At 60.0% G+C, this 26,095-nt stretch carries 27 protein-coding genes and 1 tRNA gene; 10 read left to right on the top strand and 18 right to left on the bottom strand.

All coding sequences use genetic code 11. The features are described 5' to 3' along the window. Positions 1-122: 122 nt before the first annotated feature. Complete coding sequence (locus LY631_RS16440) at positions 123-2,216, bottom strand: OmpA family protein (protein WP_274426673.1); 2,094 nt, start codon at positions 2,214-2,216, stop codon at positions 123-125. 121 nt (positions 2,217-2,337) lie between these two features. On the opposite strand from LY631_RS16440, the gene LY631_RS16435 reads away from it, so the two are divergent. From LY631_RS16435 to LY631_RS16420, 4 genes are all read left to right on the top strand, one after another. Next, positions 2,338-2,781, top strand: coding sequence for a YcgN family cysteine cluster protein (locus LY631_RS16435; RefSeq protein ID WP_274426722.1), 444 nt, complete (start codon positions 2,338-2,340; stop codon positions 2,779-2,781). Then, positions 2,778-3,194, top strand: coding sequence for a nuclear transport factor 2 family protein (locus tag LY631_RS16430; RefSeq protein ID WP_274426672.1), 417 nt, complete (start codon positions 2,778-2,780; stop codon positions 3,192-3,194). Before LY631_RS16435 ends, LY631_RS16430 begins: the two co-directional genes overlap by 4 nt. A gap of 71 nt (positions 3,195-3,265) precedes the next feature. Continuing rightward, positions 3,266-3,652 (top strand): hypothetical protein, encoded by a 387-nt coding sequence (locus tag LY631_RS16425; RefSeq protein WP_274426671.1) that lies wholly within the window; start codon positions 3,266-3,268, stop codon positions 3,650-3,652. A gap of 91 nt (positions 3,653-3,743) precedes the next feature. Further along, positions 3,744-4,031 carry an HlyU family transcriptional regulator gene (locus tag LY631_RS16420; protein WP_274426670.1) on the top strand — a complete coding sequence of 96 codons (288 nt, stop codon included), beginning with the start codon at positions 3,744-3,746 and terminating at the stop codon, positions 4,029-4,031. On the opposite strand, the gene LY631_RS16415 is transcribed toward LY631_RS16420, so the two are convergent. Beyond that, positions 4,024-4,632, bottom strand: coding sequence for a TetR/AcrR family transcriptional regulator (locus tag LY631_RS16415; protein ID WP_274426669.1), 609 nt, complete (start codon positions 4,630-4,632; stop codon positions 4,024-4,026). The genes LY631_RS16420 and LY631_RS16415 overlap by 8 nt on opposite strands. Before the next feature lie 68 nt (positions 4,633-4,700). On the opposite strand from LY631_RS16415, the gene LY631_RS16410 reads away from it, so the two are divergent. After that, positions 4,701-5,126, top strand: coding sequence for a VOC family protein (locus LY631_RS16410; RefSeq protein WP_274426668.1), 426 nt, complete (start codon positions 4,701-4,703; stop codon positions 5,124-5,126). A gap of 44 nt (positions 5,127-5,170) precedes the next feature. Here the strand turns inward: LY631_RS16410 and LY631_RS16405 are convergent, their stop codons facing one another. The 3 genes from LY631_RS16405 to LY631_RS16395 all read right to left on the bottom strand — a co-directional run bounded on the left by LY631_RS16405 (position 5,171) and on the right by LY631_RS16395 (position 7,156). After that, positions 5,171-5,629, bottom strand: coding sequence for an FKBP-type peptidyl-prolyl cis-trans isomerase (locus LY631_RS16405; protein ID WP_274426667.1), 459 nt, complete (start codon positions 5,627-5,629; stop codon positions 5,171-5,173). 164 nt (positions 5,630-5,793) lie between these two features. Further along, complete coding sequence (locus tag LY631_RS16400; RefSeq protein ID WP_274426666.1) at positions 5,794-6,726, bottom strand: alpha/beta fold hydrolase; 933 nt, start codon at positions 6,724-6,726, stop codon at positions 5,794-5,796. Between the two features lie 13 nt (positions 6,727-6,739). After that, positions 6,740-7,156: a VOC family protein gene (locus tag LY631_RS16395; RefSeq protein ID WP_274426665.1), complete on the bottom strand. Its 417-nt coding sequence runs from the start codon at positions 7,154-7,156 to the stop codon at positions 6,740-6,742. Positions 7,157-7,288: 132 nt separating this feature from the next. Between LY631_RS16395 and LY631_RS16390 the strand changes: the two genes are divergently transcribed. Next, positions 7,289-9,034: a hypothetical protein gene (locus tag LY631_RS16390; RefSeq protein WP_274426664.1), complete on the top strand. Its 1,746-nt coding sequence runs from the start codon at positions 7,289-7,291 to the stop codon at positions 9,032-9,034. A gap of 255 nt (positions 9,035-9,289) precedes the next feature. On the opposite strand, the gene LY631_RS16385 is transcribed toward LY631_RS16390, so the two are convergent. From LY631_RS16385 to LY631_RS16370, 4 genes are all read right to left on the bottom strand, one after another. After that, positions 9,290-10,531, bottom strand: coding sequence for an RNA polymerase sigma factor (locus LY631_RS16385; RefSeq protein WP_274426663.1), 1,242 nt, complete (start codon positions 10,529-10,531; stop codon positions 9,290-9,292). Continuing rightward, positions 10,528-10,914: a YciI family protein gene (locus LY631_RS16380; protein WP_274426662.1), complete on the bottom strand. Its 387-nt coding sequence runs from the start codon at positions 10,912-10,914 to the stop codon at positions 10,528-10,530. The genes LY631_RS16385 and LY631_RS16380 overlap by 4 nt, the downstream gene beginning before the upstream one ends. Positions 10,915-11,015: 101 nt before the next feature. Continuing rightward, positions 11,016-11,600 carry a TetR/AcrR family transcriptional regulator gene (locus tag LY631_RS16375; RefSeq protein WP_274426661.1) on the bottom strand — a complete coding sequence of 195 codons (585 nt, stop codon included), beginning with the start codon at positions 11,598-11,600 and terminating at the stop codon, positions 11,016-11,018. Positions 11,601-11,751: 151 nt separating this feature from the next. Then, the gene (locus LY631_RS16370) at positions 11,752-12,237 is read right to left on the bottom strand and encodes a cupin domain-containing protein (protein WP_274426660.1); all 486 of its coding nucleotides are present in this window, start codon (positions 12,235-12,237) and stop codon (positions 11,752-11,754) included. Positions 12,238-12,430: 193 nt separating this feature from the next. Between LY631_RS16370 and pyrC the strand changes: the two genes are divergently transcribed. After that, positions 12,431-13,480, top strand: a complete 1,050-nt coding sequence (gene pyrC, locus LY631_RS16365; protein WP_274426659.1) for a dihydroorotase — start codon at positions 12,431-12,433, stop codon at positions 13,478-13,480. 50 nt (positions 13,481-13,530) lie between these two features. Further along, positions 13,531-14,232, top strand: a complete 702-nt coding sequence (locus LY631_RS16360) for an orotate phosphoribosyltransferase (RefSeq protein WP_274426658.1) — start codon at positions 13,531-13,533, stop codon at positions 14,230-14,232. A gap of 6 nt (positions 14,233-14,238) precedes the next feature. Here LY631_RS16360 and LY631_RS16355 read toward each other — a convergent pair whose 3' ends face one another. The 3 genes from LY631_RS16355 to LY631_RS16345 form a co-directional block, all read right to left on the bottom strand. After that, positions 14,239-15,111: a lytic transglycosylase domain-containing protein gene (locus LY631_RS16355; RefSeq protein ID WP_274426657.1), complete on the bottom strand. Its 873-nt coding sequence runs from the start codon at positions 15,109-15,111 to the stop codon at positions 14,239-14,241. A gap of 222 nt (positions 15,112-15,333) precedes the next feature. Further along, entirely contained in the window at positions 15,334-15,636 is a 303-nt protein-coding gene (locus tag LY631_RS16350) for a putative quinol monooxygenase (RefSeq protein ID WP_274426656.1), read from the bottom strand. A 301-nt stretch (positions 15,637-15,937) separates the two neighbouring features. After that, positions 15,938-16,014: transfer RNA gene (locus tag LY631_RS16345), tRNA-Ile, on the bottom strand. Positions 16,015-16,124: 110 nt separating this feature from the next. Here LY631_RS16345 and LY631_RS16340 point away from each other — a divergent pair. Beyond that, positions 16,125-16,859, top strand: a complete 735-nt coding sequence (locus tag LY631_RS16340) for an SIMPL domain-containing protein (protein ID WP_274426721.1) — start codon at positions 16,125-16,127, stop codon at positions 16,857-16,859. Between the two features lie 43 nt (positions 16,860-16,902). On the opposite strand, the gene LY631_RS16335 is transcribed toward LY631_RS16340, so the two are convergent. Both LY631_RS16335 and LY631_RS16330 read right to left on the bottom strand, forming a co-directional pair. Then, a complete protein-coding gene (locus LY631_RS16335; protein WP_274426655.1) occupies positions 16,903-17,322 on the bottom strand; it encodes a secondary thiamine-phosphate synthase enzyme YjbQ in 420 nt (139 codons plus the stop codon). Positions 17,323-17,353: 31 nt separating this feature from the next. After that, entirely contained in the window at positions 17,354-18,040 is a 687-nt protein-coding gene (locus LY631_RS16330; RefSeq protein ID WP_274426654.1) for a winged helix-turn-helix transcriptional regulator, read from the bottom strand. Between the two features lie 57 nt (positions 18,041-18,097). On the opposite strand from LY631_RS16330, the gene LY631_RS16325 reads away from it, so the two are divergent. Further along, a complete protein-coding gene (locus tag LY631_RS16325; RefSeq protein WP_274426653.1) occupies positions 18,098-18,445 on the top strand; it encodes a DUF1428 domain-containing protein in 348 nt (115 codons plus the stop codon). Between the two features lie 167 nt (positions 18,446-18,612). Here LY631_RS16325 and rpoD read toward each other — a convergent pair whose 3' ends face one another. The 4 genes from rpoD to LY631_RS16305 form a co-directional block, all read right to left on the bottom strand. After that, positions 18,613-20,610 (bottom strand): RNA polymerase sigma factor RpoD, encoded by a 1,998-nt coding sequence (gene rpoD, locus LY631_RS16320; RefSeq protein ID WP_274426652.1) that lies wholly within the window; start codon positions 20,608-20,610, stop codon positions 18,613-18,615. A gap of 291 nt (positions 20,611-20,901) precedes the next feature. Next, positions 20,902-22,815 carry a DNA primase gene (dnaG, locus tag LY631_RS16315; RefSeq protein ID WP_274426651.1) on the bottom strand — a complete coding sequence of 638 codons (1,914 nt, stop codon included), beginning with the start codon at positions 22,813-22,815 and terminating at the stop codon, positions 20,902-20,904. A gap of 127 nt (positions 22,816-22,942) precedes the next feature. Beyond that, positions 22,943-25,168, bottom strand: coding sequence for a putative bifunctional diguanylate cyclase/phosphodiesterase (locus LY631_RS16310; RefSeq protein WP_274426650.1), 2,226 nt, complete (start codon positions 25,166-25,168; stop codon positions 22,943-22,945). Positions 25,169-25,557: 389 nt separating this feature from the next. Next, positions 25,558-26,007, bottom strand: coding sequence for a GatB/YqeY domain-containing protein (locus tag LY631_RS16305; RefSeq protein ID WP_274426649.1), 450 nt, complete (start codon positions 26,005-26,007; stop codon positions 25,558-25,560). Positions 26,008-26,095 lie beyond the last annotated feature (88 nt).

Below are 26,095 nucleotides of genomic sequence, written 5' to 3'. Positions count from 1 at the left end.
CAGCCGCCTGAGCCTCGCATTCTGGACTTGACCTAGGTCCCAAAAGTAACCCGACCGGCGGAGGGGAAACCGGCCGGGCTCTTACCTGCAATCCCCGTCTCGGGCGAACGCAGGAAAGCCTGTTATCGACTTGCTACAGGCGAGACCAGAGGCGTAATCCGCCGAATGGCCACACGCCGGTTGCTCCGCTCGCGATCCTCCGTGTCGACCTTCAGGAACTGCTCGCCATAACCCTGCGTCACGAGGTTTTCAGGCGGCAGCCCGAAGACATTCGTCAGTGCTCTCGCCACCGACTCCGCACGGCGATCCGACAAGGCCAGGTTCGCAAGTTCCGACCCGACGGCGTCCGTGTGACCCTCGATGAGGAAAGTTTCCGCCGGGTCTTCATCCAGCAGCCGCAGCATGGCATCGGCCAGCGCTTCAAGTTCCGCGATTTCGCGCTCGTCAATCTGGGCGGAGCCAAATTCGAACTCGATCGTGGTGAGGTCGATCCGCCCCATCATGTCGCGCACCCGCGCCGAATACTGCACCTCTTCCAGAGAATAGAGACGCGGCACCGGCTCAACCGGGGGCTGATCGAGAAATGTGTAATAGCGATCCGGTTCTTCAACGGCTTGCGCCTCGAGAATGTAATCGCTTTCCGGAATCGTCAGCCTGAACGGCGGCAGATCGCGCGCCGGATCCTCAAAGCGCACCACAGAGTCGAACCGGTCATCCGGAACATAGGCGAGGACATATTCGCGACCGTCAGGCGTCACCCGTACGCGCCGCACCACATCGCCATAGCGATTACGGATGGTGATGACACGCGTTCCGTCCCGGCGCTCGATGACCTCGCGCACGCGCTCTCCGGGCAGTCTCTCATAGTAGACGTGGTCGTCCTGAAGGACGAGGCGATCGTAGTCGGGGTGTTCAACATAGACGTTGTTGTTGATTTCCACGATCGTACGATTGTCGTTGTATTCCTCGACGACCCGCGCGTTCTCGCGCTGCTGGTAAAACTGCCCGCGCCGCACCCGCTGATCTTCCGGTGTCTGGCCGAGCTCGATAGCTTCACCTTCTTCCTCCACGATCTCGCGGATCTCTTGGCGCACCTGTTCCGGATTCAGAAGCCCCTCCTGGGCCTCCTCATCGCTATCGGGCGCTTCCTCGGCGTCTGCCGGCTGCTCTTCGTCCGTGTCTTCCGGAAGTCCTTCCTCGGTGGAATCGGCCTCAGGCGCTGCTTCGTCGGACTCGGCAGCACCCTCTTCGTCTTCCGTTACCGGCTCGCCATCTTCCGGCGTGGCGTCATCGGCGGGCTCGCCGTCCAATTCCTCTTCAGCCGCCGTATCTTCGTCGGAAACCGGCGCGTCGGCCGCCGGTTCATCAGCAGATTCATCCGGTTCCGCGGTTGGCTCTTGTTCGTCGACCGGCTGCTCGTCAGCGGTGCTCTCGGCCTCAGCCTCATCTTCCCCCGCGTCCTCCACCTGCGCAGGCTCTTCTTCAGCCGGGTCTTGGGCGGGTTGGGCGGGCTCTTCCTCGGCTGGTACTTCATCTGTGGGCTGTTCGTCGGTGGTTTCCTCCTCGGCGGGAACGCATTCACCGTCGGTGGCCGACATGGTCATACCCGCCGGGCATCCATCCGCCACGGGATCGTTCTCAGGTGCCTCCTGCGCTTCCACAGGCGCGTCCTCTTCCGCCGCGGCCGGCTCTTCGGCCGATTCGTCAGCCGCAGTCGGCTCATCCATCTCCGTTTCGACCTCGGCTTCAGGCTCCGTTTCGGCCGGTGTCTCGGCTTCGGGTTCGCTCGCATCCTCGGTATCTGACGGTTCGGAGGGGGTCTCCTCCGGCTCGGCGGGAGGGGTTTCTTCTGTCTCGACAGGTGCGGCTTCTTCCTCCTCGGGAGGCGCTTCGTCAACTGGCTCTTCAGCGGGTTCAGCTTCAGGCTCCTCCGTTGCCGGCGGCGCTTCTTCAGGAGACGTCTCCTCACCCGGAGACTCTGCGGTAGGCTCTTCCTCTTCTACGGGAACGCATTCCCCGCCTTCCAACACGGATCCCGCCGGGCAATCAGTTGCGGCGGGCTCTCCTTCCGGATCGTCCGCCTGCGCCAGAATGGTGAACGGTTCCTCGATCAGCTCGGCAGCCGAGGCTCCACCGGCCTCCGCGCGCGCAGCATTGGGCGCGGCCATAAACAGACACAGCGCGGTTCCGACCAGCAGTCGGTTGTAAGTTGTCATGCTCTATTGCTCCCTCGGTGAGCGTCCCTTCGGCGGAACTAATCTGCGAAACGCTTGTTGGTTCCGTATCAGCAGATCGGGCGTGCTTGACCTTGACTGTCCGGCGCGCCACATCGTCTCCATGGAACAGTTCTGGAAAACCAAGTCCCTCGAGCAGATGAGCGAGGCCGAGTGGGAGTCGCTCTGCGATGGCTGCGGCAAATGCTGCATGGCCAAACTCGAGGACGAAGACACCGGCGAAATCCATTGGACCAGTGTCGCCTGCCGCCTTTTCGATGCGGGCACCTGCCGATGCTCCGATTATGCACATCGTCTTGATCGCGTGCGCGACTGTGTGCGCCTGACGCCCCAAAACGTACAAAACCTCTCGTGGCTTCCCGCCACATGCGCCTACCGCCTGGTCGCAGCGGAAGAAGACCTACCGTCCTGGCATCCGCTGGTTTCCGGTCGCCCTGAGAGCGTGCACGAAGCCGGAGTTTCCATGCGCGGGCGCATCGCCGCTCAGGAAGATGAATTGGATGAGCCTGCGCAATATATCCCTTATATTCTGGAGGAAGAGCCATGAACGAGAACGACACGCGCGCCCTGGTCGAGCGTCTTCTCCAGGCTTTCAACGCAAGCGATCATGAGGGGATGCTGAACTGCCTTTCGGAAGATGTCGCTCATGATTCTCCCGGCACGGAACGACAGATCGGACACGACAGTTTCCGCTGGCGCCTGGCCGAAATCACCCGCCATTTTCGTATGCAAATCGCCGATGCTGCCATCATGACCACCCCGGGCGGGGTTCGTGCGGCTGCGGAGTTCACCGCGCGCGGAACCTATCTTTCCACTCTCGAGGGTTTCCCCGAAGCACACGAGCAGAGCCTGCAGCTCCCGGCGGGGATATTTCTCGACATCGATGACGACGGCCTGATTTCCCGGCTGTCCATCTGTTTCGATCCGAAAATTCTTGCCCGAAACATGAATGAGACCTGAATGGCCGGTTCGCTCCCGGTTCAGGTGACCCATGCGAGTGTGGGCATATTCCACCTCAACGGGAACAGATGATGTTCAATAAAATCAAGCTCGTCTTTCTTTCGGCTGTCATTGGCTTCGGCACGTTGACCGCCCTCCCCGCCGGCGCTCACGCAGATGGCATTTACTTCAGCTTCGGCGGGAACGGTGCGCGCGCGGGGGTCCATGCCGGCCATGAACCCCGCTATCAACGTCCACCTCGCCACCGCTCCGGCCGGTATCATCGCCACGCGCCCCGCTACGAGCGCTCTTGCTCGACACAGCAGGCAGTGCGAAAAGCTTCCCGGATGGGGCTGCGCCACGCTCGTGTAGCGCAGGCAAACCACAGGATCCTCCGTGTCTCCGGCCGTAAGGGCCGCAACTACGGAAGCATTGTCTTCGCCCGCACCCGCGACTGCCCGGTCATCCGCTACCGCTGATTTCTTCCGCCGCTTGGAATTGCAAGCTCATAAGCGACTGGTCCCGATTATCCGTTCGCGCTAGATAAGAGCGAACAAAGGGAGAAGCGGAATGTCACTTCTGAAAAAGCTTTTCGGCGGCGGAGAAAAGAGCGGCGGAACAGCGGAAGTTGTCGGCGAGCCTGCCGAGCACAAAGGCTTCACGATCCGTGCCACGCCTTTTCCGCAGGACGGCCAGTATCAGACCTGCGGTATCATCTCGAAGGAAATCGACGGCGCGACGAAGGAACACAAATTCATTCGCGCCGACCGCTTTCCAAGCGCAGATCTCGCGGCCGAGCAGGCCATTCGCAAAGGGCGGCAGATTGTCGATGAGCAGGGCGAGACGATCTTTAACTGACGTTCTTTCCCTCTCCTGCGGCAAGCCCCCTGATCAACGCTGAAAGGCCGAGGCGATAGGCATCCGCATCAGCACCGGCTTCGATGGCAAGTGCCGCGCGGTCAAACGCAGCGGCAAGAAGCGAGGTTAGCGGTTCGAGCGGGACCTGGCGAATGGTTCCCGCCTGCGTCGCCTCTGCGAGCCCGTCGCGTAACGTACGATTGCCATGACGGTCATAAATCTCGTCCATCGCCGCGCGCCCGAGAACGGCCGGCCCATCCAACAAGAGAAGGCGGGTGCGGCCGGACCTCCCCATCGCTTCCAGAAAGGCGTCCCCGCCTTCGATCAGCGCTTCAAGTGGATCTTCTGTTGTGCCATGGAGCTCGATCTCCGCGGCCACATCCGCCGCCTCCTGCTCCGCCACGGCGCGGAACAATGCTTGCTTGTCCTCGAAATGGTGATAAAGCGCACCGCGCGTCAACCCGGCCGCCCTGACGATCTCAGGGGTTCCCGTCTCTGCATAGGTCTTTTCCACGAACAGCCGTCGCGCGGCCTCGATCAGCTTTTCGCGTGTTTCCTGCGAACGTTCCCTGTTGGAGCGGCGTGGTCTTTCCTGTTGCATACATGCAGCCTGTATGTTATTGAATAAAACATACACACTGTATGTTAGTTGCAGCAAGGAGAAAACCCATGAAATGCACCAGCTATTACCCCGTCATCATGACCGATGACGTGGAAAAGACCACCGCCTTTTACTGCACGCATTTCCGCTTCCAACCGCTCTTCGAGAGTCACTGGTACGTGCATCTGCAATCGAGCGAGGACGAGACCGTCAATCTCGCGATCCTTTCGGGCAACCATGAGACGGTGCCCGAGACCATGCGCGGCCGTATTTCGGGCTTGATCCTGAATTTCGAGGTGGAAAACCCTGACGAGGAATACGAACGCGCCAAAACAGCCGGCCTGCCTATCCTTCAGGAGTTGCGCGACGAGGACTTCGGTCAGCGCCACTTCATCACAGCCGATCCGAACGGTGTACTCATCGACGTGATCAAGCCTATCCCGCCGTCAGCGGAATTCGCCGCGCAATACGAAGCAGACGCGCTGCCGCAATAGCCTCACGCGACCATGCACCCCGCGCGCCAGAACTCGGGCAGATTTTACTGCCCGAACTTCTCTCCGGGCTGTGAGCCGACGATTTCCACCAGTTCGAGATCGAACACCAGATCCCGCCCAGCCAACGGATGGTTGGCGTCCACCGTCACTTCGCTATCGGCGACTTCGACAACGGTAAGCGGAATCTGACGTCCATCCTGAGTGGTCGCCTGCAGGCTGGCACCGACCTTCAGATCGAGATCTTCGGGGAAAGCGTCGCGCGGCACCGTCTGGACCTGCCGCTCGTCGCGGTCTCCATAGGCTTCGTCAGCGGGGATGGTCACGGTCGATTTTTCACCGGTCTCCATCCCTTCAACGCGCTTTTCAAGCCCGGGGATAATCTGGCCGCCGCCAAGTTGAAACTCCAGCGGGTCACGACCTTCGGAGGAATCGAACTCGGTGCCGTCCTCCAGCTTTCCCTTGTAATGGACGCGGACGACATCTCCCGTCTTGGCCTGGCTCATATGGCGCTCTCAATATTCTGCGTGGGCATTCTGGTGCGGGACACGTTCTTTCCGGACTCCGACCGCACCGACGAAAGGGCCGCGCCAATAGTTCTCCGCAGCCTCCATACGAGGGTAGGTCATATGTCTCATATGTAAACCCCGCCCTCGGCGTTTTTTTGGCCTTATTCCGCCCCCTGCCCCGTTTTCTCCGGTTCAAGGAACGGCAGGATCATTGGCAAAAGCATATCAGACTTGAGCATCAGCGTGATATGCGTTGCCCCCGGTACAATGGCCAGTTGAGAAGCCGTCGGGCCGACAAGATCAGCTGGCACACCGCCGCCGAGGAGGCGGAACAGTTCGACCGCGTGTTCAGGGCGCACGACATCGCCATCGCCAACGATGACGAGCGCGGGTGCCTCGATACTGCTGACCTCGCTCTCCGGCCACGAAAAGACCTCTTCATCCAGCGCTTTGAGCTTCTTCACAAGCACCGGCCAGTCCTCGGGATTGGGCGCCAACCTCAGATAATCCTGCTCCATGGGAGTCCCGGCGAAATCTTCGGCGGTCATCGTCTGGATTGCGTCGTAGACTTCCTCGTACATCGAGTCCGTGCTGGTGCCGCCTGCCGCGACGACAAGCCGATCTACGAGATCCGGCCGGTCGATCGCCACACGAAGCGCGACGCTGCCGCCCATCGAATAGCCGAAGATATCTGCCTTCTCGAGCCCCAGCTCCTCGATCAGCCCCGCGACATCAGAGGCCATGGCCTTGTAGCTCAGCGGACGGTCGCTATCCGCGGTCCGCCCGTGCCCCTGAAGCTCGACGCCGATGACCTGTCGGATTTCCGAGAGCGCCGGGATGAAAGCACCGAAGTTGTTTCCAATCGTGCCATAGGCCCCGTGCAGCAGGAGTAGGGGCTCCCCCTCTCCATAGACTTCGTAATACATCTCAAGGCCATTGACCGGCGCATACCCGGTGCTATCCGGGGTCAGATCCTCGTAGGATTGCACGAGGTTCAAATTGTCCTGCGCAGCTGCCGCATCCTGTGCTCCGGCCGTCACCGGCGCCAGGATGAGAGCGCAAAGCGCAAACGGGACCACTCGACGTAGCAGCATTTCAAGTTTCCTTCTATTTCCCGACTATGGCCCAGCACACGCCAAAGGGGTCTTTCAGTTCGCCATAGCGATCACCCCAGGACATCTTCTCCAGTGGCACTGTGGTTTCCATGCCTTCCGTCTCGGACGCGCGCTTCCACCAGAAATCGACGTCATCCACCGTCAGGGTCAGCGTGAATCCTTTGTGCCCCTCCAAAGGGCGCCCGTACTCGGGATAGGGATCACACAGCATGACGGATCCTTCGTTGATATAAAGGTGGACGTGCATGGTGCGGCCTTTTTCATCCTCCGGAACACGGCCGACCTCGCGCGCGCCGAAGGCTTTTCCATAGAATGCCGCGGCCGTAACCGCCCCATCCACCATCAGATAGGGAATAACACCGCCCCGCGGGTCCCCACTTTCTCCAGCGTTCAACTCGACTGATGACACGTCTTCCTCCGTTTATCTGTCGATCGTCTTTCCCAAGGACGAAGGGGATGCCTCCAATCCGACATGGCACCTTTACCGGATGTAAAATCGTATCTGGCATGCAACTCTGAGTTAGGGGAGCGGGGGCGTACCATGTCGGTAACTATCGGGCAGGACACCAGGGGAAGCAGCCTCAGAAAAGGTCGCTGGTCGGTTGCAATCGTGGCAGCTTCAGCGCTGCTCATGGTCGTGATACTGCTCTCGCCATGCACCGTTCCGATCGGCCGTATGTATTGGGATCTCGTCGTTTATCTCGACGCGGCAAACCGCATCTTTAATGCCCAGATCCCGGTGGTAGATTTCTTCACGCCGGTCGGTCCTCTTGGATACTACCTGTTCGCCGCCGGTCTGAAGCTGTTCCCCAACGCGCAACCGCTTCTGCTCGTGAGTTGGTCCGTGTTTGTCGTTACCGGGCCGTTGATGGCGATCGTCAGCCGGGAAATCGAGGTCCGACAGCGACGCGGCATGGCCTTTGCCGTGCTTCTGCCCTTCCTCGCTTTCACCTTTTTGCCCTTCAACACCGAATCGTCGTTTCTTTATCCCGGATCGGACGGCTACGGCATCTACAACCGTCAGGTCACGCAATTGCTTTATGTTCTCGCCGCCGCGTTGATCTTCATTCGGCACCAGCGCCTGCTCGCATCAGTGGTGGTGCTTGCAATGACCGCCCTCTTCTTCATCAAGATTACCGGCTTCATCGCGGGCCTTCTTATCTGCGCCTTCGCCTTTTTCGCTGGCAGATTGACCTTCAGGCATGCCGTTGCCGCCGCACTGATCTTTTTCGCTATTCTCGGTGTCTTTCAGCTCTGGAACGGCCTTACGGTCCGTTACATGGCCGACATTTGGACGCTCGCGATAATGAACTCCGGCAAGCTGCTACCGCGCTTCCTGCGGGCCGGGGCCGAGTATTTCAGCGTCATGGCTCCTGCCGGACTCCTGGTACTTGTATTGTTCTGGACCACGCGAGATCGGATCGCCTCGTCCTGGCGCAGCTTACGTCAGGAGCGCTCATGGCAACGACTGACGGCATTCCTCGATCATGAGGGCATGTGGCTGGGCGTGCTTCTCTTTGCCGGTCTATTCTTTGAAACACAAAACAGCGGCAGCCAGGCGCTGATTTTCCTCTGGCCCGTGGCAATCTGGATCGTGTCGTCACGACTGCAGGCTGCCACAGAAACGCCGAAGGCATTCGGCGCAATCGCAATCCTCGCAGGGATCGCCGTTTTCCTGCCGCTGACCGACGTGCTTCACCGGGCTGCTGCGGCATATATAAGCGCCGTGCGCAACGAACCGCTGCCAAACGAAAACCTGAAGACGATCGGCAGTGTCAACGCGCGACCCGAAATGATCAAGCTGGCTGGCGATCTGTTGCGAAACTATACCGTGCACCGCGATGCCTATCGTGATTTCGTCCGGGCTGGAGAGCTTCCCACCTACGGGTATTATTCCGATTTCGGCTTTCAGCTCACGCACCTGATGGCATTCGACCGGGCTGTTGCCGCCATCCGCGCACTCGAGGCTGAAAGCGGCAAACGTTTCGAAACGCTGATGAACCTCAATTTCGTTAATCCGTTTCCGTATCTGCTGGACCGTACAGCACCGAAGTACATTGCGATTGGGGCGGATCCGACGCGCGCGGTGCCCGACCCGGACATGGAAGTACTGGAGGCCGTTAGGCAAACAGATCTCGTGCTCTATCCCACCTGCCCGCTGACGCCGGACAATAGCGCTCTCCACGCGATTTACAGCCCGGCGCTCGCCGGTCACCGCAAGATTGAACTGGATGATTGCTACGACGCTTTCGTGCACCCGCGCTTCGAAATGGATCTCGGCACCTAAAGACTGGATTTCAGTGCCAAGGTAGCAGTGGGGATCTGACTGGACGCTACTCGACCTCAAGCGTCTTGCTCCGGACCTTCATAGTCGAGGGAACCCCGGGTAAGTTCAGGGGTTTTCTGGTCGGATAGCGCCTGCAGCTCTGCTTCGCCTCCGTGGACAGGCACACGTATCGATGGCTCTGCTTATGCGGGGGCTCGTGCGGTCGCAGGGCGATTCGAAGATCACACGTCGACATTTTTCGTTGGCGGGATAATGCTACCCTGCCGCCAGCCGGTCGATGTGCTCGCGTATATGGGAGGCCTCGGCTGGCGTCCGCGCAAGCGATATCGCCTTGTCGAAGGAGATACGTGCTTCCGCCTCGCGCCCGAGTTCCTTCAAGAGAGCGCCGCGCACGCCGTGGAAATAGAAGTAGCCCGAAAGACGATCGGCAAGAGGTTCGATCAGTTCCAGGGCGGCGTCGGCACCTTCCGATTTAAAGACGGCGACGGCCCGGTTAAGCGTGATGACGGGCGAAGGCTGCATTCGCTCCAAGGTCCGGTAAAGCAATGAGATTTCGTGCCAGTCCGTCTCCTCAGGTTTCGCAGCCCGGGCGTGGAGCGCGGCAATCGCCGCCTGCACCTGGTAGGGACCGGGCTCGCGGTGGCGCATGGCCTTGTCCACAAGGGCAAGCCCCTCGGTGATCTTACTGCGGTTCCAGAGGGTTCGGTCCTGGTCTTCCAGCAGTACGATGTTGCCTTCGGCATCGAGCCGCGCGGCCGTGCGGGCATGCTGCAACAGCATGAGAGCAAGCAGTCCCATGATCTCCGGCTCGGCGGGAAAGAGCCGAAGCAGCAGGCGCGCCAGCCGGATCGCCTCTTCGCAAAGCGGCGCACGCACGGGCGTTTCGCCGCCGCTTGCCGAGTAGCCTTCGTTGAAGATGAGATAGATCATCGCGGCAACCGCGGCCAGGCGCTCGGCTCGCTCGACCGCGCCGGGCGCCGCAAACGGCACATTCGCGCCCGTCACCCGCCGCTTTGCACGCGTAATGCGCTGTTCCATCGCCTTCTCGTTGACAAGGAAGGCGCTGGCGATCTCGCGCACGGAAAGCCCGGAGACGATCCTGAGCGCCAAGGCGACCTGCTGTGTGGCCGGCAAATCCGGATGGCAGCAGATGAACATGAGCCGCAGGATATCGTCACGATAATGCGCGTCGTCCAGCCGCTCGGCCATGTCGGCCTCGACATCCTCAAGATCGGAGAGTGCCGCCTCTTCCGGAAGCGCGGTGTTGCGGCTGTCACGGCGCACACTATCGAGCGCAGCATTGCGGCCGACGAAGATGAGCCACGCAGCTGGATCACGTGGTGGTCCCTTCACCGGCCAGCTTTTCATCGCCCGCAGGCAAGCCTCCTGAAAGGCCTCTTCCGCTCGGTCGAGATCGCGAAAATAGCGCAGGAGCGCGCCCATAACCTGTGGGCGCGCACTGGTTAGCGTTGTCTCGATCCAAGCAATTTCGCTCATGGGGTCGCTTCTATCTTCTCGGGCAGCACACCCTTCTTAAAGATGCGCAGAGGGCGGATTTCAAAAGTGGTGGCTTCGCCTTCTTTCAGGCGCTTGGCGAAAGCGATCGCCTCTTCCAGGTTCTCGCAATCGATGATGTAAAACCCGAGAAGCTGCTCCTTCGTTTCGGCAAAGGGACCGTCGAGCACAATCTGCTCGTCGCCGGACGCGCGGATCGTGGTCGCCGCGGAGGTCGGCACGAGCCGGATGGCCGGGCCCATCTCGCCAGCGTCGATCTTCTCTTGGATTACGCGCCCGCGCTTCGCCAGAACCGCGTCGTCCTCCTCCTTCGACCAGGAGTTGACGACATCTTCGTCGTGATAGCACAGAAGGGCATAGAGCATTGAAGTCCTCATTTGGTTGAAAGACGTATGACAATGCCTCAAGCCGACACGCTCGGTCGAGAAATTTACAGCGAGAATCTGCCGACGCGTGAACGCGAAAGTCAGGCAGTAGTCGCCGCTACGGAAGAGAAATAGAAGTCCAGCATGGAATCCAGCGGCGAGCGTTCGCGCCGCAACCGGCTGCGCAGGGCCGCCCCCTCCCAGCAGTTCAGCACCAGCTCCGCGAGGGTTAGCGGATCGGCCTGCGGCGACAGAGAACCGTCTTCGCGCGCCTCTTCAAAACAGGCTGCGATGCGGTCGGCCATCTGGGAGAAGCATGTCTCGATCTTTGATTGGAAAGTCTCGTTGACGCCCGCCAACTCCTGCCCCAGTCCACCCAGCATGCAGCCGAGATAGCCCTCGTGCCGGTATTTCTCGCGCGTCAGTTCGAAAAACCGGCGCACCCGGTCGAGCGGCGGCAGGGTGCGGTCACCCAACGAAGCATCCAAGCCCCCATGGACCTCGGCCATATAGCTGTCGATGACCTGGAGCGCGAAATCCTCCTTGCTGCGAAAGTGGTGATAGAAGGATCCCTTCGGTACCCCGGTCGCTTCCAGGATGGAATGAACGCCCAGATCGTTGTAGCCGTGCCGGAGCAGCAGAGTCAGCCCCGTCTCCAGCAAGCGTTCCTTCGTCGTCTTTTGCATCGTTCTCCTGCCCGCCATTATCTCCACCGTCGGGAGATAATATCACGGGCGTCAACCCGCCACACCACTATGAAGATAGTCTCCTCGCGCTAAGCAACATCGGGGCCGAAGCGCACCGCAACGGCCCCGAAGCATTAAAGTCGTCGTAGCGCTATTCCGGCGCCCCTGCCATCGCATCGAGCGGCTTCTCGAACGCGATAAACAAAACGCAAGGTTCGCTCGAAAGGCACACGGCCGTGTGAGGCAGCTCCGGCGGGCCGTAGGCGTAGGTGCCAGGCTGCAGGATCACCGGTTCCTGCCCGTCATAGTCGACTTCCATTTCGCCTGAAACCAGGACTATTCTCTCCGACGAATTGTGCCAGTGACGCTCGGCAGTGGCGTTGCCCGGCAGGCGAAAAAAGATGTCGACGGGAGGCTCCGCGGGATCACCCTGCAAAACGGCAATGCCGCAACCCTCGGGCATGAATTCGGGACAGGGACCCCATTCCAGATTCTCGTCTTCGCCATTCCAGATAAATGCCTGCTCCGCCGATTGAACCGGCATCACCCCAAGCATTGCGGCGAAGGTAGCCGCGGCCAGCCCGCCCCCAACAAGCCGGGCTTTAAAAGCCCGCCTGTTCGGTTGATTTTTCGTCATGCTGTATCCTCCTCAACGTTGCATTGAATTAGACAGACCGGTCTGTTCAAAAAACAACACATCCTGATGATCCGGTCAAGATCTTCGCTGCGGTGCTGTTACCGCGCCCACTGCACCGGCTGGACCGCAGTTTCCCGCGAAGGCGATTTTCTATTGAATGCGCATCGAATCCGGTTATTGAGTGAGCCCTGCCATGAAAAAGCTCACCATCCGCCAGCCCGACGACTGGCACCTTCACCTACGCGACGGCCAAGTGCTTGAAGCTGTAACGCGCTATTCGGCCACGCACTTCGCCCGCGCCATCATCATGCCCAATCTGGTGCCACCCGTCGTCACCACGGCCGACGCCGCAGCTTATCGCGAGCGCATTCAGGCCTCCCTGCCGAAGGGCAGCGCCTTCACGCCGCTCATGACGCTCTACCTGACCGAAGAAAGCAGCGCGGATGACATCGAAGCCGGCTTTCGCGATGGCCTTATCACGGCCGTAAAGCTTTATCCCGCCGGCGCGACGACGAACTCCCAAAGCGGTGTGCGCGACATCGAGGCGGTTTACCCGATACTGGAGCGCATGGCGGAAATTGGCATGCCGCTTTGCGTGCATGGCGAGGTGACGGATCCCGAGATCGACATTTTCGACCGCGAGGCGGTCTTCATCGAGCGCGTTCTGGCGCCGCTGCGCCGCCGCCTGCCCGAGCTCCGGATCGTCATGGAGCACGTGACGACGAGGGATGGCGTCGAGTTTGTGCAGGCGCAGGACGAAAATGTCGGCGCGACAATCACCCCACACCACCTCATAATCAACCGCAACGCCATCCTCGCCGGCGGCATCCGCCCGCATTACTACTGCCTCCCCGTCGCCAAGCGCGAGACACATCGCCTCGCCTTACGCGCGGCCGCGGCCTCCGGAAGCGGGCGTTTCTTTCTCGGGACCGACTCCGCGCCCCACATCGATCCCCTGAAGGAAAGCGCCTGCGGCTGCGCCGGCGTTTTCAACGCACCGAATACGATGGCCTGCCTCGCCCATGTTTTCGAGGAGGACAACGCTCTGGACCGGCTGGAAGCCTTCACCTCGCTTAACGGCCCGACCTTCTATCGCCTGCCGCCCAACGAAAAACGCATCACACTCGTGCGAAGCGACAGTCCGGTCGAAACCGAGACCAAAGTGACCGCCGGCGATGAAACAATCACCGTTTTCGACCCGATGTTTCCCATCCACTGGAAAGTGGATGGCGAGACTTCCTAAGCGAAAGCCGGCTTGCTAGCCACGAGAAACGCCCATCAGGAGAGCCGCCCATGTTCGCCAACACCTTCCCCGAAAAGGCGCTGATTGCCGAAACCGTGGCGAAAATGCTGCTGGAAATCGAGGCGGTTCATATTCGTGCCGACGAGCCCTTCACCTTCACCTCGGGGCTTGCCAGCCCGGTTTATATCGACTGCCGCAAGCTGATCTCCTATCCGCGCATCCGCGCCGCAGTGAGTGATTTCGGCGCCTCGGTGGTGCTGCGGGATGCAGGCTTCGAGCAGTTCGACGCCGTAGCGGGCGGGGAGACGGCGGGCATCCCCTTCGCCGCCTGGCTGGCGGACCGGCTCGGACTTCCCATGGTCTATATCCGCAAGAAGCCCAAGGGGTTCGGCCGCAACGCACAAATCGAGGGCAACCTTCCCGAAGGCGCGCGCGTCCTCCTGGTAGAGGATTTGACCACGGACGGCGGCAGCAAAATCAAATTCGCCGAGGCGATCCGCAATGCCGGAGCCTCCGTCTCGGATACCTTTGCCGTCTTCTACTATGATATTTTTCCCGACACGCCGGACCGGTTGAAAGCAGCCGGAATGCGTCTTCACCATCTCACCACCTGGTGGGACATTCTGGAGGCCTGCCGCCAACAAAACCTCTTCGGCAAGGAGGCGCTGGATCAGGCCGAGAAATTCCTGAAGAGGCCGCTGGAATGGTCAGCCGCCAATGGCGGTATCGCCGAGTTACCCAAGAAGAAATGAACGAGCCTACCGGTTGCGCACCACCACACAGGAGCCGCCGGCGCTCCGCAACCGACTGCATATCTGGTCTGCCTCAGCCCGATTGTCCGCGCCGATCCGAACGGCGTGAATGCCATTCTTTCCCCGGTGTGAACGGACACGGGTGATCGCCGGCTTGTGGCCATCGAGCAAGCTCGCATGCTCCCGCCGAGCCCGCTCCCATTGACGCATGGCGACATCGCGGCGGAAGTGCCCGGCGATTTGGACCCCCCATGGTTTGATCGGTACGCTCGCCACAGTGAGGCTCGTGCGCGAGACAGGAAGTTCCCGGCACGCCTTGCCGAAAGGCTCATCTGGACTGAGCGGTTGGACAGTGCCGCTGTAGCTCTGTTCGCTAAAGCGCTCCGCGGGTTCTCCCAGGATTTGCAGCACATAGTTTTCCGTTTCCAGCGGCAGGAACCCGCCATTTGCGAGCCACCGCTCGACGCGTGCTTCGCCTGCATTGTAGGCCGCCGCCGCCAGGCCGAGATTGCCGAACGCCCGCGTCAGCTCCCCCAGATAGACGGCAGAAGCCGGAATGGCCTGCTCGATATCGAAAGCATCCTTCAGCCCGCGCATCGCAGCGGTGGTGGGCATGAACTGCGCAATGCCTTCAGCCCCTTTCGGGCTGACCGCATTAGGATTGAAACGGCTTTCCGTCCAGATCAGCCGCGCAAAGAAATCCGCCGGCAGACCGTTCTTCTTGGCATGAGACTCAATCAGCGTACAGACCGTGCCGACGATCTCGGATTGCTCTGACGATTGGGCCCGTGCGTCAGATGAAAACCCGCCCGCAAACAGGAAGGCAAGAAGAAGGAACAGAAAACCTGCAGCGTCTCGAAAATCGGTGCGGCCTGTCATGTCACTCCGTCGCGCTGAAATACAACTCCTATTCAGCGGGTGCTAAGTCGGAAAAGCTCGGCCACCCTGCTCCAGGATAATTTATCCCGTCCATCGATCAAAAGCCACCGCGGTGGTGCATTATTGAAAACAAGTGACGACGTTCGGTTCAAGAATTTTATCAGTTCTGTGAATCGGCGGTCGAACTCTTTGCAAGTAAGAGAGTGGGCGCGGCGGCCCCCGTCAAAAAGGCGGGCCGGATCGACTGATATGGTGTTTCTGAACATTTCCGTCCTCGATCTGAACATCCATCTTGGGCGGGTTTGCGACCTTTCTCCACTCCTGAAGCACGGTTTCGGATTCCCAAAGTTCCATCAGGTTTACACGAGACGGATCAAAAGGATCCTCGCTGATGGAGAGATCGAGGCAGCCTGAATAGGCGCGGGCACGATCGACCAGATCGGCATGCGCATTGACGAATGCGCTACGTTGAGCAGCCGGAACTTTGAGATGACCGGCAATCATAATCATAGCGTTTTCTTCCATAGGCTCTCTCCTCACCTGCAATATCCTTTGCAAGGACGATCGGCGAATGCTCGTCCCGACGGCAGCATGACGCGAAATTCAAATTCCAAACCGAATGCAGGTGAAGGCACTTCTTTGTCTTCTCTAGTGCTGCACAGGCTAGGAAAGCTGCTTGGCCGCAACCAAGGTTGTAAGGACAAGTGAGGCAACGACGACTGAAGCATCAAATCGGAGATCAGCGCCTTCCGATGATTCTCTGCGCCAGCCAACAGGCTAGCCAGAATGGCTAACCCGCATACAAGTTGTTGGAATCTAGGGATACTGGTGGGCCCGGAGGGACTCGAACCCCCAACCAAGCGGTTATGAGCCGCCGGCTCTAACCAGTTGAGCTACAGGCCCGGTAGCGGCTCACTTAGTCGGTTTTTTACCCGTACACAAGGCAAAGGTGCCGCAATCAGCGCACAATCGCCTCCTATTCGGGAGAAGCATTGATGAACAAGGAGATTGCCATGATTCGTTCCTTCATTCCGATGGCCGCTGCGGCTTCGGTTCTTGCACTTTCACCGGCCGCAGCCCAGGAAGCTATGGTGCCTGAGCCGAAGATCATGGTCACCGGAGAGGGCGAAGCCTCGGTCAGCCCCGATATGGCGTTGATCAGCATAGCCGTGGTCCGCGAGGCGGAGACCGCGCGCGAGGCCATGGACGCGAACAACGAGGCCATGAACGACGTCATCGCGGCCCTCCGCGAGGAGGGCATCGAGTCGCGCGATCTCCAGACCAGCGGCCTGTCGATTGACCCCCGCTACGTTTATCCCAACGACAACAATGGTGAGGAAAGCCCGCGTATTGTCGGATATCAGGTCACCAACGGCCTCACCGTTCGCATACGGGATCTGGACAATGCCGGCGCGATCCTGGACCGCGTCGTCTCGCTCGGGGTTAACCAGGGTGGCCAGATCACCTTCACCAACGACGATCCGTCCGAAGCGCTGAACGAAGCGCGCAAGGACGCCGTTCAGGATGCGATAGCGAAGGCGCAGACACTTGCCGAGGCGGCCGGCGTCTCGCTGGGCGATATTCTAGAGATTTCCGAGCAGTCGAATATCGGCCAGCCGCCGCGCCCCCTCCCGCAGATGATGCGCATGGAAGCGGCCACCGCTTCGTCCGTACCGGTGGAAGCCGGCGAGAACGAATATCAGGTCCGGGTGAACGTCACGTTCGGTCTAAACCAGAGCGCCGAGTAATCTTCCCGTAAATGCGCGGAGGGGCTGCGGAAAGCGCGGCCCCTCAAGCCAGATGCAGCACCACCTCGCGCCGATGCGCCCGGTCCCGGTGTTCGAAAAGATAAATCCCCTGCCACGTCCCCAGCATCATCCGGCCACCGGCGACAGGAATCCCTATTGAGGTCTGCGTCAGCGCGGCCTTGATATGCGCCGGCATATCGTCCGGCCCTTCGGTCGTGTGACTGATCCAACGCATCGATTGATCGTCCGACGGCGGCACGAGCCTGCGGAAAAACATATCGAGATCGCGCCTGACATCCGGGTCCGCGTTCTCCTGAATCAGCAGTGAACAGGACGTATGGCGGACGAAGAGGGTCAAAAGCCCCTCATCCGTGCCGCTATCGCGCACAAATGCCGCGACCTTCTCGGTAAACTCGTAGAGGCCGGGCCCAGTCGTGTTTATGCTTAAGCGCGTCAAGGACATACACTGCAAGTGTGTTGCCGAAGCCGCCCTTTCAAGCACACGCCTTCGGCGGCAGCTCAAAAGCGCTTGCAAAACGGAGGAACCCAGCGCGGTCGCCAGTGACTGTCAGCATTCCCGCTCGTTCCGCCTCCTCCAGCGACGACAGGCCGTAGACCACGCCCAGTACATCGCTCGGCGATCCCCGAATCTCGACATCAACCTCATCCGCCTCGCCCCGCTCCGCCGTCAGCCGCCCCTCGCGCACGTTCACCGTGTAGGCATCTTGATCAAAGTGAAAGGCAAGCGTCATATCAAGCTTCTCTTCCGTACGCGCCGGATCAAACATCGCGCGCATCGAGAGAATGGCTGACATGGCACTGATCGGAAGCGAATCGTCCTGCAGAGGTGAACGCGCGCCCCACCGGCCGAGGCTGAGAATAATCGGCTCGGCCTCGAGTCCCCACTCCGTCAATTCGTAAACCTGCACCGACGCCGGCGGCGGCAATTTGCGCCGGCGCAGGACACCGCTTCCCTCGAGGCTTTCAAGCCGCTGCGTCAGCACGTTTGCGCTGACGCCGGGAAGGTTCGCGCGCAGATCGCTGAAGCGGCGGGGTCCAAGCATCAGTTCACGCATGACAAGCAATGCCCACCGCTCCCCCACCAGATCGAGCGCATGCGCAGTGCCACAAGAATCTTCGTAACGCCGCTTCGTTTTAGTGGTTATTTTTTCTAACTTCATGGTTGCTTATTATAACCAAAATGAACATACTCCTCAAGCCAAACAAAGGAGATTGCCATGAGCTACATCAATGGGATGGTGGCAGCCGTACCCAGCGAAAACAAGGATGCTTATCTTGCGCACGTCCGTTCGGCCGGCGCGATTTTCAAGGAGTACGGTGCGACACAATGCGTGGATGCCTGGGGTGACGACGTTCCTCACGGCAAGGTCACTGATTTTCATCGCGCCGTTCAGGCGACCGCTGACGAAACCGTGGTCTTTTCGTGGATCACCTGGCCGGACAAGGCCACACACGATGCAGCCTGGGAAAAGATCATGCAGGACCCCCGCATGACCGATATGAAAATGCCGTTCGACGGGCAGCGCATGGTCTACGGCGGCTTCGAAACCCTGCTGGAATCGTGAGACGCACATAGGGCCGGCTAGCCGATGGAATAAAGGCGGCCCACCGGACCGGGCGTGGCAACCGTGATGATCGTCTGCAGGACGCCTCAGTGGTGCATCCACGCGCTCTACCAAAAAAAGCCGGGCACGAGGCCCGGCTTCGGAATGTTTGAACTTGGAATGGCGCTCTAGCTGTCCAGAAAGCTCCTGAGCTTGCGGGAGCGGCTGGGGTGCTTCAACTTTCTCAGCGCCTTTGCCTCGATCTGGCGGATGCGCTCGCGCGTCACCGAGAACTGCTGGCCGACTTCTTCCAGCGTGTGGTCGGTGTTCATACCGATCCCGAAGCGCATGCGAAGCACACGCTCTTCACGCGGCGTTAGCGAGGCGAGCACCCGCGTCGTCGTCTCGCGCAGGTTTGCCTGGATCGCCGCGTCGATCGGCAACACGGCCATCTTGTCCTCGATGAAGTCGCCAAGATGTGAATCCTCCTCGTCGCCCACGGGCGTCTCGAGGCTGATCGGCTCCTTGGCGATCTTCAGCACCTTGCGCACTTTTTCGAGCGGCATTGAGAGCTTTTCCGCCAGTTCTTCCGGCGTCGGCTCGCGGCCGATCTCGTGCAGCATCTGGCGCGAGGTGCGGACGATCTTGTTGATCGTCTCGATCATATGCACCGGAATGCGGATGGTGCGAGCCTGGTCGGCGATCGACCGCGTGATCGCCTGCCGGATCCACCACGTCGCATAGGTGGAAAACTTGTAGCCGCGGCGGTACTCGAATTTGTCCACCGCCTTCATCAGGCCGATATTGCCCTCCTGGATCAGATCCAGGAACTGAAGCCCGCGGTTGGTATACTTCTTGGCGATGGAGATAACGAGACGCAGATTAGCTTCCACCATCTCCTTCTTGGCAACGGCAGCCTCGCGCTCGCCCTTCTGCACCTGATTGACGATCCGGCGGAATTCACCGATCGAGATTGCCGTTTCCTGCGCAAGATTCTGAATCTCCGCACGCAGCGCGTCAATCGTATCGGCCTCTTGCTTGGTGAACTCCTTCCAGCCCGGCTGAGATAGCTTCGAGACGTTCCCCGTCCAGTTCGGATCGAGTTCCGATCCCTGATAGGACTTGAGAAAATCCTCGCGCTTCACGCCATAGCTCTCGGCAAGACGGAGAAGACGGATTTCGTTCTGCACAAGCCGCTTGTTGATGTCATAGAGTTGCTCGACCAGCGTCTCGATACGGGCATTGTTGAGCGAGAGTGACTTGACCGCATTGATGAGCTTGTTCTTAAGCTTTTTGTAGCGGCTCTCCTGATCGTCCGAAAGCGTGTCGCGATCGCCCAGCCGGCTCTCAACCTTCTGGTCCTGCAGCTTGCGCAACTCCGCGTAGGTATCGGCGATGAAATCGAGCTTTTCCATAACGCCGGGCTTCAGCTCGGCTTCCATGGCCGCGAGAGAGAGGCTGGCCTCGTCGTCCTCGTCCTCGTCCTCGTCCTCGGCACTTCCTTCGCCGCCGACATTCGTGACGTCGTCGTCACGCGTGGGCTTCGCCTTCTCCTCAGGCTTCTTGCTTTCTTCATCCAGGGGACGCGTCACCACCGGCGCCTGCTTGGCCTCGGGGCCGGCATAGGTCGCCTCGAGGTCAATGATCTCGCGCAGGAGAATTTTAGCTTCGTTCAATTCGTCGCGCCAGATAATGAGCGCCTGAAAAGTTAGCGGGCTCTCGCACAGCCCGGCGATCATGGTCTCGCGCCCGGCCTCGATGCGCTTTGCGATAGCGATCTCGCCTTCACGCGACAGAAGCTCCACGGAGCCCATCTCGCGCAGATACATGCGCACCGGATCGTCGGTGCGATCGGTCGGCTCCTTCTTGGTGGTCGTCGTCGCGACGGTGGTGCTGGCCTGCTCGGTTAGCTCGGTGCTTTCTTCCTCGGTTTCCTCGGCCGCTTCGTCATCCTCGACGACGTTAATGCCCATGTCCGAGAGCATCGCCATGGTGTCCTCGACCTGCTCGGAGGTCACCTCGCCCGACGGCAGCACCGAGTTCAGGGCGTCCATGGTTACATAGCCGCGCTTCTTTGCGGCCTTGATCATCTTCTTGACTGCGTCGTCGGAGAGATCGAGCAACGGGCCGTCACCGCCCTCGCGCTCCGTTTCGACCTCTTCTTTTTCTTTTGTCTTTGTCGCCATGCTCTGCCTTCTCCACCGGCTCATCGCAGCAAACTGGATGGCATTCCGTCCGGCTGCGCTGTACGCTCCGCGTTCATCGGCTTATCCGCGGTCGCGTTACTACCTGATTAACCATGACATCTATGGCGGATTTGCCGACCGTCCATGCCATCAATCTGCTTGCCGAGAAACCATCCTTGCGCGGTTAGTTCCGAATCGAACCCTGATTCCCGCATTCTACGCCAAGGTCAAGCCGCTGTGCCTGATTCGCACTAAAAAAGCGAATCGCCTGCGAAAAAAGCCGTCAACCGGCTAGGACCGCTCAACACGCCCTGAGAGTACACCAAATCCCTCGATAAGGGCCTCGGTTGCTTGGATATTACGTAGCTCTGCTTGGATTTCCACCAAATGCCGATAATTTTCTTCTGTTGGATCTTCTGCAAGTGCCCGCTCGGCTGCTTTAAGCTCCCTATGTAGAGTGCCGGAACTTCTGTGCAAGTGCAGGGCCTGCAGAAAGGCTTCCCGCGCATCCTCTAACGCCGCGTCGCCCAGGGCCGTCCACTGGTTGGCACGTCGCACCAGCAATTCTGCCTTTTCAAGTGCATCCCCTGCGCCCGCGGCGGTGATCGCCTCACGCGTGGCCTGCCGCTCCGGCGTAACCTCGTTGGCAAGTGTATCCATGAGCGCGCCATGAAGCTTCTTCAGGTCGGCATTGTCGAACGCAAGTTTTTCCACAGCATCGAAGTACTCGTCCAGCAATGCCGGATGGTTGACGAGAGCCACCAGGATGGCCGCCGCGCGCAAGCTCATGGCGCCGCTCGGCGCTTTGACCATGGCAGAGCGCGCGAGGTTTTCTGACATGGCAAGGCGCCCTCCGGCAGCGCCCCTTCCCGACTGGCGTCCGCCGGAAAAGCCACCGCGTTCGCGGCTGCCGCGCGGATAGGCAGTGCCAAAGAAGCTTCGCACTCTTTCGCGAAAATCCTGCGAATAGTGCCGGCGCACACTCTCGTCGCGGATGCGCCCGGCCAGCTCCCGCAAGTTCTTTTCCAGCTCGGCCCGGCGTTCCGGCGTATCGAAAGTGCGCCCGGAAGTCTCCCGCGTCCATATAAGATCCGCCAGGGGCCGGGCCTCCGTAACCAACGTGTCGAAGGCACCCCTGCCCTCCTCGCGCACGAGATCGTCCGGATCCATGTCCGCCGGCAAAAGCGCAAACCGCAGGCTCCGCCCCGCCTTGACCATTGGCAATGCCAGATCAGCCGCGCGCCACGCCGCCCTCAACCCCGCGCCATCACCATCGAAACACAGAACGGGTTCGCCCGTCATGCGCCACAAAAGCTCAAGCTGGTTGTCGGTGAGTGCCGTGCCAAGCGGAGCCACCGCCGCCTCGATGCCCGCCTGCGCCAGGGCGATGACATCCATATAGCCCTCGACGGCGATCACCGCGCCGCCCTTGGCTGCCCGGCGCGCCCGCGCATGATTGTAGAGCACATTGCCCTTGTGGAAGAGTTCTGTATCGGGCGAGTTGAGATATTTCGCCGGTATGTCGGAGGAAAGCGCCCGGCCGCCAAACGCGATCACCCGGCCGCGCGTATCCTCGATCGGAAACATGATACGCCCGCGAAACCGGTCATACGACACCGGGATATCCGGGCCGCTGACGACCAGCCCGCAGGCCTCGATCTGCTCCTTGTGAACGCCTTTTCCGGCAAGATACTCTTTAAGCGCATTGCGCCTGTCCGGAGCGAAACCCAGGCGGAACGCCTGCTGCGTGGCCGAAGAAATGCCGCGCCCACGCAGATAGGCCCGTGCTTCCGCCCCTTCCTGCCCATGCAGGCACTCCTGAAAATACTGCGTCGCCATATCCATCACTTCCGTGAGGCTGGTGCGCTCCTTCTCCTTCTTCTGCGCCTCGGGGTCGGGCGCCGGCATCGGCACACCGGCCATCTCCGCCACGCGCTCCACCGCCTCGGGAAAACTCATCCCGTCAAGCTCCGTCAGGAACCTAAAATGATCCCCCGAAACCCCACAGCCGAAGCAGTGATAGCGGCCTTTCCGATCCTCGCAGTGAAAGCTCGGCGTCTTCTCGCCGTGGAAAGGACAGCAGGCCCAGTAGTCGCCCCGCCCCGGATTGGTCTTGCGCTTTTCGAACGTAACGCGACTCCCCACCACCTGTGAGATGGGTACACGGTCACGAATCTCGTCCAGGAAGCTGGTGGAAAAGCGCATGGGTTCGGGCTCTCTCGTAGCGATCCTATAGCCCAATCGTCAGAACACTGCGACCGGAGACTACGCCTATACCCACTGTTCACAGGGAAGCTCAAAGGGCGTCTGCATTTCCTGTCGGCACATGACGCTACGCAGCACTGACTTCCGAAGAATTCGCTGGCCTCTCGACGCCTAACAGTCCGTCGAATTGTTTAAGCGTTACCGGACGGGAATACAGAAAGCCCTGCAAATCGTCACAACCGATCCGCTTCAGGTAGTCGCCTTGCTCCTCCGTCTCGACGCCCTCCGCGGTCGTTTTCAGCCCCTTGGCGTGCGCGAGGTCGACAATCGCCTGGACGATTGCCTCGTCGCCCGCAACACGGCCGATCCCGCTCACGAAGCATCGATCGATCTTGATCCGGTCCACCTCCAGCTTCTGCAGGCGGCTGAAGGAGGAAAAGCCGGTGCCGAAATCATCCAGCACAACCCGTATACCCTCCTCGCGCAAGGCATTGACGTTCTTTTCGCATTGGTCAGCGTTGCCGGAAAGGGCGCTTTCGGTCACTTCAACCTCAAGCCGGCCGGGCTCGATACCATAGGAATCGAGTGTATCCAGAACGCGTCTGACGAAGGACGGGTTGCGCAGCTCGAGTGCGGATATGTTGACGGCCACCATCTGGTCGGGCCATGCGCTTGCCGCGGCACAGACCTCGCGCAACACGCGCTGCCCCAATGTTTCGATGAGACCCGCTTCCTCGGCGACCGGTATGAACCCGTTGGGCGCTATCCATCCCTTGGTGGGATGTTTCCACCGCACCAGCGCCTCTGCACCGGTAATCCGCATGTCGGAGGCGTTGTAGAGGGGTTGATAATGAACCTGTATCTCGTTCGAGCGCGTCAAGGCTTTGCGAAGATCATGCTCGATTCTGCGCCGCTCCTGAACGATCGTGTCCATATCCGTGCAGAAGATCGCATAGCCGTTTCGGCCGTGATTCTTGGCATGATAGAGGGCGATGTCGGCCTTTCGGGTAAGCTCCGTCCTCTCGGAACTATGCTGGGGCGCCAGCGCGACCCCAATGCTCACGCTCGCGAAAACCTGCTGCTCGTGAATGACGAACGGCTTGCGTACAGCCTCGATGATCCGCTCACAGATCGCCTCCACCTCTTTCACTTCTCTCAACCGGGGAAGCGTAATGATGAATTCGTCGCCGCCGATGCGCGCAACGGTATCGACCGATCGCAACAATTCGCGCAACCTGTTGCCGATTTCCATGATGAGCAGATCGCCGGCAGGATGCCCGAGCGTATCGTTGACCTGCTTGAAACGGTCGAGGTCGAGATAAAGGACCGCGATCATTTCCCGTGACCGGCGTGAAAGGAATGAACGGTCGAGCCTCTCATTGAAAAGCGCGCGATTGGGGAGCCCGGTCAGCGGATCGTGATGCGCCAGATATTTCATCCTGGCCTCGCTCTGGTGAAGCTTTTTCGACCGGCGGTGGAGGACGGTCAATAGAATCGAGAGCGCCACGAGAACGAGGCCGAGCGCCCCCAGCAAGACCGGTACCAGCTTCGAAAGCATAGCCAATCCCGGTCTGTAGGGCTGCCAGATGAAATAACCGATAATATTGCCGGAACCGGCGAGCAGTGGCAGGCTCGCTTCGCCCTCGCGCGAATTGTCGCTCCAGGCGAACCGCATTCCCTCGAAAAGGTAGTCCCGTTCCAACTCCCTGACGAATTCACCGTCGAGATATCGAACGGCCACGTGGAGAAACTCCTCGCCGGGCGTCTGTTCGAGGTTGCCTGTATCCGAAACGAACGGCTTTACGCTGACAACGGCAGGATGCCCCCGGACGACGGTGAGATCCGCTTCGCCCGGCGAGAGCATCCGGTCTTCGAGATCGTCCGTATCCCCGGCCCGCATTGTCTGCCGCAGACGCTCCACCAGCGGCGCAACCTGTCCCGAAATAGCGGCAAATGAACTCTCACCTTCCCCCGCTCCCGCGTCAGTGGCGAAACCGAAGATCAGCTTGTCGTCGGGGCCGAGCACATAGGCGCCATTGTGCCCGAAATAGTCGTACATCCAGCTTCCGACGTTATAATCCAGCCACTCCTCGCCTCTGTCCTCCTGCACGGCCAAGACGGCATCATCCCAGACCGTCACGCTTTCCTGGTTGTGGGCGATGGTGGTTCGAAGCTGAGAAACCACCAGGCGCACGAGCCGGCTTTGCCTCTCCATGGCCACGCTGTCCGCCTCCCGGCTGGCCCAAAGCACAAGCGCTGCAATAGCAACGCTTACTGCCACCACGCATACGACGACCGGAATAACGAACCTGGATGTGAATGAGCTGAAGCGAACTAGTTTGAGGAGGCGCATTGCCTAGGTTTTCCCGGTTATATAGCTCTCGTGGCTGAGAAACGATTAATTTCACGTTGCAACATTCTGGAAAATCCCACATTTCCAGGTTCAGTTATCCACATACGGCGACTTTTCCCCAACCACCAAGCCGCGCCACAAGCGGTCGCATAACTTCCGGACGCGGCAAAGTCTGAACAGACGATTTTCGTGAACACGACAGCGCGGATGATATAGCGACGGCTCTCGCGGGCAGCGGAAATGGCCAGGCTACGGTACCCTGCCCGGCAAGAATCCTGCGAGTGGCGATATACGGCCCTACGCCAGCAGCCCGGAATTGGCTCACACGAGACGCGCCACTTCGCGCAAACGCGCCGGATCGGAATGGAGCCGTCCGGAAAAAGCAGCGTCTACTGCAGCATATCCTTCACGATGCCGCTGGCTTTTCCTATATCGACCCGGTCGGGAAATTTCTCCTTCAGCGCGTTCATGCAGCGCCGCATGTCCCGCAGCCCGTCCGCGCCGACCTCTTCCACCACCTCGGCGCAGGCTTTCTTAATGTCTTCCTCACCCAGCGGTTTGGGCAAGAATTCCGAGATGACGCCGATTTCCTCGCGCTCCTGCTCGGCCAGTTCGAGGCGGCTTCCCTCTTCGAACCGCTTCGCCGATTCTTTGCGCTGCTTCACCATCCGGATGAGGATTGAGGTGATTTCCTCGTCACTGACGGGGTCCTTCCCCGCACCACGATTGGCGACATCGCGGTCTTTGATCGCCGTTTGAATCAGGCGAAGCGTCGATATGCGACGCTTGTCCTTATCCTTGACGGCGTCTTTTAGCGCCTGGGCGATTTCCTCGCGCATGGCTTTCATCTCCCGTCGCAAGAGCGAGCATAACGCCGGCCGGCGTGCAAAGCAAACCGTTTCTGGTCAGCTAACTTTCTGGAAATAC

Origin of the sequence: Chelativorans sp. YIM 93263 (genome assembly GCF_028767125.1) — a bacterium.
Taxonomy (GTDB): domain Bacteria; phylum Pseudomonadota; class Alphaproteobacteria; order Rhizobiales; family Rhizobiaceae; genus Chelativorans.
This window is presented reverse-complemented; position numbering and strand designations above follow the sequence as displayed.